Source organism: Bradyrhizobium sp., from assembly GCF_049581145.1.
In the GTDB taxonomy this organism is placed as follows: Bacteria; Pseudomonadota; Alphaproteobacteria; order Rhizobiales; family Xanthobacteraceae; genus Bradyrhizobium.
In genome coordinates this window covers 1-7,598 of the sequence record NZ_JBAURI010000213.1, presented here as the reverse complement: position 1 = coordinate 7,598, position 7,598 = coordinate 1, and the positions used below count along the sequence as shown (strand labels likewise).

General features: G+C 63.7%; 8 protein-coding genes. 5 read left to right on the top strand and 3 right to left on the bottom strand.

The window, feature by feature from the left end:
• Positions 1–638: enoyl-CoA hydratase (locus WCB02_RS07205; protein ID WP_423957144.1), on the top strand; the 638-nt coding region annotated here is incomplete at its 5' end.
• Positions 639–866: 228 nt separating this feature from the next.
• Here the strand turns inward: WCB02_RS07205 and WCB02_RS07200 are convergent.
• Entirely contained in the window at positions 867–992 is a 126-nt protein-coding gene (locus WCB02_RS07200) for a hypothetical protein (protein ID WP_423957143.1), read from the bottom strand.
• 668 nt (positions 993–1,660) lie between these two features.
• Here WCB02_RS07200 and WCB02_RS07195 point away from each other — a divergent pair.
• A complete protein-coding gene (locus WCB02_RS07195) occupies positions 1,661–2,356 on the top strand; it encodes a hypothetical protein (protein WP_423957142.1) in 696 nt (231 codons plus the stop codon).
• Positions 2,357–2,637: 281 nt separating this feature from the next.
• On the opposite strand, the gene WCB02_RS07190 is transcribed toward WCB02_RS07195, so the two are convergent.
• Positions 2,638–3,039: a RidA family protein gene (locus tag WCB02_RS07190; RefSeq protein WP_423957141.1), complete on the bottom strand. Its 402-nt coding sequence runs from the start codon at positions 3,037–3,039 to the stop codon at positions 2,638–2,640.
• 201 nt (positions 3,040–3,240) lie between these two features.
• On the opposite strand from WCB02_RS07190, the gene WCB02_RS07185 reads away from it, so the two are divergent.
• From WCB02_RS07185 to WCB02_RS07175, 3 genes are all read left to right on the top strand, one after another.
• Positions 3,241–3,462 (top strand): hypothetical protein, encoded by a 222-nt coding sequence (locus WCB02_RS07185; protein ID WP_423957140.1) that lies wholly within the window; start codon positions 3,241–3,243, stop codon positions 3,460–3,462.
• Positions 3,459–4,859, top strand: coding sequence for an APC family permease (locus tag WCB02_RS07180; RefSeq protein ID WP_423957139.1), 1,401 nt, complete (start codon positions 3,459–3,461; stop codon positions 4,857–4,859). The genes WCB02_RS07185 and WCB02_RS07180 overlap by 4 nt, the downstream gene beginning before the upstream one ends.
• Positions 4,860–4,950: 91 nt before the next feature.
• Positions 4,951–6,681 carry a bifunctional protein-serine/threonine kinase/phosphatase gene (locus WCB02_RS07175; protein WP_423957138.1) on the top strand — a complete coding sequence of 577 codons (1,731 nt, stop codon included), beginning with the start codon at positions 4,951–4,953 and terminating at the stop codon, positions 6,679–6,681.
• A gap of 22 nt (positions 6,682–6,703) precedes the next feature.
• Here WCB02_RS07175 and WCB02_RS07170 read toward each other — a convergent pair whose 3' ends face one another.
• Complete coding sequence (locus WCB02_RS07170; protein ID WP_423957137.1) at positions 6,704–7,240, bottom strand: hypothetical protein; 537 nt, start codon at positions 7,238–7,240, stop codon at positions 6,704–6,706.
• Positions 7,241–7,598: the final 358 nt, after the last annotated feature.

The window sequence follows — 7,598 nt, the reverse complement described above, 5'->3', positions numbered from 1 at the left end:
TCAAGGCCTTGATCCTGACCGGCGCCGGCGACAAGGCGTTCGCCTCGGGCACCGACATCTCTCAATTTCGCGCCTTCAAGACCGCGCAGGATTCGCTCGATTATGAGGCGCGGATCGACCGGGTGCTGGGCGTGCTGGAACAGTGCCGGGTGCCTGTCATCGCGGCGATCGCCGGCGCCTGCACCGGCGGCGGCGCCGGCATTGCCGCCTGCTGCGACATCCGGATCGGCACCGAGAGCGCGCGGATCGGCTTTCCGATCGCGCGCACGCTCGGCAACTGCCTGTCGATGTCGAACATCTCCCGACTGGTGTCGCTGATCGGCCCGGCGCGGACCAAGGACCTGATCTTCAAGGCGCGGCTGGTCGAAGCGCCGGAAGCGCTTGCCCTCGGGCTGCTCAGCGAAGTGGTGCCCGACGTCGAGACGCTGCAGCGCCGCGCCGACGAGACCGCGAAGCTCGTGGCGTCGCATGCGCCGATCACGCTCGAAGTCACCAAGGAGGCGGTGCGCCGCATCCGCCGCACGCTGTCGCGCGACGAGGGCGAGGACCTGATCCTGAAAGCCTATATGAGCGCGGATTTCCGCGAGGGCATGGACGCCTTCCTCAACAAGCGCGCGCCGAACTTCAAGGGGAAGTAGCGGCAGGGCGGATTGAAGGCCGCCGGGCCGCGCGACGCGCGGTCCGATGGGGCATAGTCCGCCGCTTCGGTGCCGCGCTTCCAATGTGTAAAACAATGATCGTTATGCCGGGCAAGACCCCGGCTTCGCCGCCGCCTGCAGCAGGTTGACCGTCAAGCGTCCAGGACAAGCGCGCGGCGATGGTGGCTCGGCGCGGAGCCGATAGGCGTCAATCCCTCCTACAACTTCTCAGCTCAAGCCTCGCGACGGCCAGAACAGCAGCGACAGCACGATCGCCCAAACGATTCCCCATCCGATCCAGGTGATGGTGGGATGAGCTGCCTGCCATTCGAGAATTGTTTTGTGAACGGCCATCAGCACGGTCCCCGTCGTCTACAAGTCTTACGCAACCCTGTCCGGAGGTTCCGGTCAGGCGCAATGGTTGTTGTGTTTCACGACTATGCGCCGGCAGGGGCAAAGTCGGGTTGACTCAGGTCAACGATTTCAGATCAACGGCTGACGACGCATCGTTTTTGCGCGAGCTATCCCGATCAACTGCACGTTCGGCGATAACTGTCGGCGCTGTGGTGCGTTCGGTATCAGCCGACCCGGGAGGTTGGGCGAATGCACTATATTGCAAGTACCTCCGGCTGTATGGCGCCGCAAAAATAAATCCAGAAAATCGTTGCGGACTCCGGCCGTCCCAAACGTCTATGAATGAGGAGAAGGCAAGCTGCGATTTTTTTGGTGGGAAATCGAGCCGAGCTTGATCCCGTCACGGCTATCCTATTTTGTCCAGCGCGTGCTGATGATCAAAACCGGAGATATTCGCCAATGACCTTTGCAGCACGAGGACTGAGGTGACGTCGTCGGCGACCTCTCCGTCCAAGGCTGCGGCGCTCAAGCCGCAATTCGGCGCGACGGTGATTTGCTACCGTCCTGCCGATATCAAGTTGACCCAATTGCTCGCTGCGCTCCGCAGCATCGCGCCGTCGAGCGTGCTGGGCGATTGGACCGGGCCCTTCACCAAGCGGCCTGCGGATGTGCATGGCACCGGCATGATCAGCATCGATGGGGTGCCGCTGAGCCTGCTGGAGATCGGCGCGCCGCTACCGGCACCGTTCTTCAACACCGGCGCCATTCCCAATCATCTGATGCCGGACCCGTGGCAGGAGCTGCGTGACCATCGCGCCCACGTATTCGTCATGCCAGCGCAAGAACCGGATGGTCGCGTCGCCGCGGTCGCCACCGCGCGGGCGGTGACATTGCTGGGCTGGGCGATCGCGCTCGTGACCGGGGCTGAGGCTATCAAATGGACCGATGCCAATAACTTTGTTCCTGTCTCACGGCTGCAGGACTGCGCACCGGAACTGGTGCCCGCTCGCGGCCTGGCGATCCCGGCCTGGATCCGGATTCTGGCCGCGCGCGTCCACGGACAGCAAAAGATCATCGCCGGCTCGTATGGCCTTTGGGCATTCGGTCTGCCCGAGATCGAATATGCTCCGACCGATCTGCCGATGCATTACCTCGTTCCCCATGCTTATGCGGTCTGCGCCTTTCTCCTGAGGCAAAAAAAATCGGTCCGGTCTGACGAAGGTCGGCATCCCGACGCCATTGACGTCGATGGCGTGAACGCTTTCGCGGTCGAAACGCTGGCGCACGGTTCCTTCGGAAAGACGCCGGCGCTTCGGCTGACCCGGCTTCGGCCCGGTCTGGTTCGCGGTCTGCACGGGAGGTGACGGGACGACCAGGCGTCAAGACGTCGATGAAGTGCCTGCAGTAGCGGCTCTTCGTCCCGCAGCTATTCCAGCGATTGCAGAATGACACCGCAGCGTTTGTATCTTCGCTCCATCGAGCGTCGGCGCAAGGAAAATGACCGGCTTCGATGCTGCGCTCGCCTGCGGCACCTGAACTGTAAGGCGGCCCGGCTTATCTGACTGATGGGTCGGTCGATCTGTCCAACTGAGGGGGGTCGGCAGCCCGGGGGCTGCAAGGGGACTTGAGCCGACGGTTTCAATCTTCAGTCGGTGACCGCAATGGCCTCGATCTCGATCAGCCATTCCGGCAGCGCGAGCGCGCTGACCCCGAGCAAGGTGCTCGCCGGCGGTGTTCCGCCGGAAAAGAACGGCGCTCGCGCCTTGCTGATGACGGATCGGCATTCCCGCGTGTAGTTCACGACATAGCTGGTGATCTTGACGATATCGGCGTAGCCCGCGCCGGCCGCGGCGAGGGCGAGGCCGATATTGCGCATCGCCTGCGTGGTTTGCGCAGCAAGGTCATCGGCACCGACCAGCGCTCCGCGCTCATCGATGGAGACCTGCCCCGCCGTATAGATCGTGCGCCTTCCGGAGGATGCCACCACCTGAGAGAATGCCGGGTTGTGCAAAAGCCCGTCCGGGTGGGGATGTTCGAATGTGCTCATGTCCAGGACTCCTGAGGCTTCGAGCATAAGGCCGGCACGATACGGCAGGCAATCGCGCGCAGGATATCGCGCACAGGCGAGGCGGCATCGTGCCGGCGCGAAGCTTGCGACGAGCTGGCAGCGCGCCCGGATCATTCCGTCATCCGGCTCGCGACCACGGCCAGCGTGCATCGCCCAAATCTTGAACAGTCTGAGCGAGCGTTGAGCTTCCGCCGCGATCGCCGCCGTTTGGAACAATTATTTCCCGTGGTGAAAAGCCCGCGAGCCGCAGAAAAGCGCGCAACCTCTGCGATTTCCGGTCACGGCATGCATCTTGCTAAGAAATTATTTTGCGTGGCAGGAAATGAGCCGTTGACGGGAACCGTGGCCGGTGTGGCGGCGGGACAGAGCAGCGGCGCGACCAGAAAGGGACACAAATCATGATGGTGGTGCGATCGGAGTTGCGGAAGGATAGTTTGTCCTTCCTCGAGGCGCTGGGGCAGTCGGTTGCGAATGTTTCGCCGACATTGACGCCGGCGCTGGCGGTCGCGGTCGTGGCGGGGATGGCGGGCACCGCGTCCTGGCTGGTCTACGTCTTCGCGACCATCGCGCTTCTGATCGTCGGCATCAATGTCGGCAAGCTTGCCAAGCGCATCCCGTCCGCCGGTTCGTTCTTCATCTACGTCTCGCGCAGCCTCGGTCCGTCCTACGGCATGCTGTCCGGCTGGGCCATGCTGGCGGCCTATATCTTCACCGCGATGGCGTTGACGGTCGCGACCTCGATCTTCATCAAGACGTTCTTCACCTCGCTCGGCTTCACCTTCGCGATTCCCTCACCGCTGTTGTATTTCCTGATTTCGGCGGGGATCTGGGCTTTCGCCTGCCGCGACATCAAGATTTCGGCGCGCATCGGCTTGACGCTCGAGGTGATCTCGGTCGCGATCATTCTGTTCGTCTGCGTCTACACTTTTGCCCATTTCGGCTTCCGGATCGACGCCAAACAGGTCAGTCTCGAAGGCGTCGACTTCAAGAGCGCGGCGCAGGCAGTGGTGTTCGCCATCTTCTCCTATGTCGGCTTCGAGAGTGCGGCGACGCTCGGCAAGGAAACCCGCAACCCGACCGTCAACATCCCGCGCGCCATCGTTGCGACCGCGCTCTCCGCCGGCGTGTTCTTCGTGCTGACCACCTATCTGATCGTGCAGGGCTTTGCCGACGACGCCACCAAGCTCGGCGCCAGCGGCGCGCCGCTCGGGGACATCACCTCCAACATCAGCGTCAGCCTGACCGCACTGGTCTATTTCGGCGCCGCAATCAGCGGCTTCGCCTGCGCGCTGGCGTCGCTCAATGCCTACGGGCGCATGCTGTTTTCGCTGGGTCGCTACCAGTTCGTGCATACCTCGATGGGGCTGGTGCATCACAACTACAAGACCCCCTATGTGGCGCTGACCTCCGGGGCCCTGATCAACTTCATCGTCTGCGCCGCGTTCGCCGGCCAGGCCGAAACCGACACGTTCGGATGGTATGGAACGCTTGCGTCCTACGGTTTCATCATCGTCTACTTCCTGTGCTCGGTGAGCGCGCCGATCTTCCTGGCGAACAACGGCGGCGCCACTGCCGGCGACAGGTTTGTCGGCGGCCTGGGCGCAGTGCTGATGGTGCTGTCGCTGGTCGGCAGTCTTTATCCGGTGCCGGCCTCGCCCTATAATCTGTTTCCCTACTTTTTCCTGGTCTACATCCTGCTCGGGGTGAGCTGGTTCTTCATCCTGAAGGCGCGCGTCCCGCAGGCCATCCTCAGCATCGAGCACGATCTGGAGGTGGCGGCTTCGACGGGGGCCGAATAGCTGAACCGCGCCAGGCCCCTTCAGGCCAGGAGGGCGTGCGCTTGCCAGCGCTGCGCGCGCCCGGGATACTGATCGGATCGGACGTGTAAGCGTGGCGGCTGAGGTTCATGTTCAGGCCGGCGCGCTTTTTGAAGCCAGCGGGATGAGCCAGCAGCCGTCAACGTTCAATGCCTCGGGATGGACGCTGGCGGTCGGAGAATCTTCGTCGGCGTCCGCGGCTTTGGAGGAGGCTCATGTCGTCTACAAGGGCGACGCCTTCGACAGGCCCGGCCGCGGCGTCATCGCCGCGGTCGCGCGTGGTATCGGCTCCGGACCGCGAGCGCGAGAAGCCGCGCATATCGCGCTCCACAGCCTGGTGGAGGGTTATTTTGGCGCCGCCGGAACGCTTGGCCCCGCCCGCGCCGCCAGTCTTGCTTTGGCAAGCGCCAACGCCTGGATGTTCAGCCAGTCCCATGCCGATCCCACGCACGGCATGGCGGCGGCGGTGACGGCGCTGATCTTCGTCGGCCGCAGAGTCCGGATCGTCCATGTCGGGGACTGCCGGGTCTATCGCAAACGCGGCGCCGAACTTGCTCCGCTGACGTCGGACCATGTGCTGCCGGCCGCCGACGGCAGCGGTTCGCTGACCCGGTCGGTCGGTGGCGATGCCGAGTTGCAGATCGACTATGTCGAGGACGCCCCTGAGCCGGCCGATCGCTATGTCATCTTGAGCCAAGGCGGTGTGGCCGCCGCGGGATCGGCGCAGCTTGCCGGGATGCTGATGGCGAGCGGCTCCCCCGGTGACGTGGCTTGTGCGATCACCGAGGCAATTCCTGGCGGTGTGACCGCGATTGTCGTCGACGTGCTGAGGGCGCCGGACTCGAGCTTCGGTGAAATGGCCGCGGCATTCCAGCGGCTTCCGCTTCGCGGCGTGCCGCGCGACGGCGAGAATTGGGACGGCTTCCTGCTCGGTCGCACGCTCTATCGCAGCCGTTATACGACCCTGAAACTGGCCCGCGACACTCTTTTCGATCGCGACGTCGTTCTCAAGATCCCGCTGCCCTCGATGCTGCATGACGAGGTGTTTCGCGCCGGCTTCCTGCGCGAAGCCTGGGTCGGCGCCACCGTGCACAGCGCAAGGATTGCGAGCTATATCGAGGTCGCGCCGAGCCGCCGCAGCAGCCTTTATCTCGTGCTGCCGTATTACCGTGGCGAGACGCTGGAGTCCCGGCTGTCGGGTGGCGACCCCGTCCGCTATCTCGACGGCGTCGGGCTGGCGCTCAAGCTCTGCGCGGCGGTGCAGGATCTCGCCGCCCTGCAGATCGTCCACCGCGACCTCAAGCCGGAAAACATCCTGCTGCTTGCCGATGGCGAGATCAAACTGCTCGACCTTGGTCTTGCCTATCTGCCGGGTGTCGACGAGCCTGACGACGATCGCCTGGGTGGCACCACCCGCTACATGGCGCCGGAACTGTTCCGAAAAACTCCGGCGGATCAATGCTCCGAAGTGTTTTCCGTGGGCGTGACGGTGTATCGCCTGTTCTCCGGCGGTCCTTTTCCGTTCGGTCAGCGCGAGACCATTCCCCTGCAACGGCTGCGCCCGGACCTGCCGGCCTGGCTCGGCCAGTGTCTCGCCCGCGCAATGGACAATAATCGCGACAGGCGTTTTGCCGACGCTGGCCAGTTCGCCACGGCGCTGGAACACGGCTTGCGCCAGGGCGCCATGGAGCCGCTTGCCGGCTTGCCGCGTCGGCGGATCGACGCGTTGCTTCTATGGCAGAGCCTCGCGGGCCTGTTTGCCGCGACGTCCCTGGTCCTGCTGGCGATCCTGCTGCGGCGGTGAAGGCACGGGCAGCATTCGCGCGCTATTTGCCGGTACCCCGCGGTTCGGGTTCGGCGTCTATTGCCTTCTCCACGGTCGCGTTGACAACCTTCGTGCCCTCGAGTTCGCGCACGATGCGTTGGTCCGGGCCCACGACACCGAGATCGAATTCCTGACTGGAAGTAACGAGTGTCATTTTGCCGCCGGCAATCACGACGACGGTGACGTCATGCGTTTCGCCGGACAAAGCCCATTTGCGTATCTCACTGCGCAACGGCTCCTTGCGCCAGGCGTCGGGATAGCCGGGATCACACCTGACCTCGATTCCATCGTCCGACGTCGTCAGCACCAGTTTGGATTTGTTCGGCTTCCAGTGCTCACCCAAAAGGTCGTTGACCAGCCAGAGGCAACTGAAAGTCCGGCATTCGGTTGGCCGATTGGCATAGATCAGACAACCCTTGCCCGGCTCGCAATGCGGGCACCAGTCACCAACCGACTTTACAAGTTCGTCGACGGCCATCACCTTGCAGCAGAGCGTGCAACTGCCGCACACTTTCTTCCGAGATTTCGTTGCGGTCATGGGTTTCTCATTGCCTCGCCGTCCAACCTGAAGGCCGCTGATGATAGCGCCCTGGGGCGGCGGCAGGGCTCAACGGCAATGCGGTGCGGGCGTGCCAGCACCGGTTCCTTAGCGCCTGCCACGTGATGCGAAAGTCATAGCCGGGAGGGTTGCAGGCCGCTTGAACTTCGCGTCATTCGCCCGCACAATGGTGTGATCCAACCTATGGCATCCTGGGCTGGTGCGAGCGGCGGCTCGCCAACGAGACGGGACGAAAACAGTGCGACAGATCATCAAAGCCGCGGCAGCGCTGGCAGCGCTGCTGGCCGGAGCGCCCGCCGTCGCGGGCTGGGAGCCGAGCAAGCCGGTCGAGATCGTG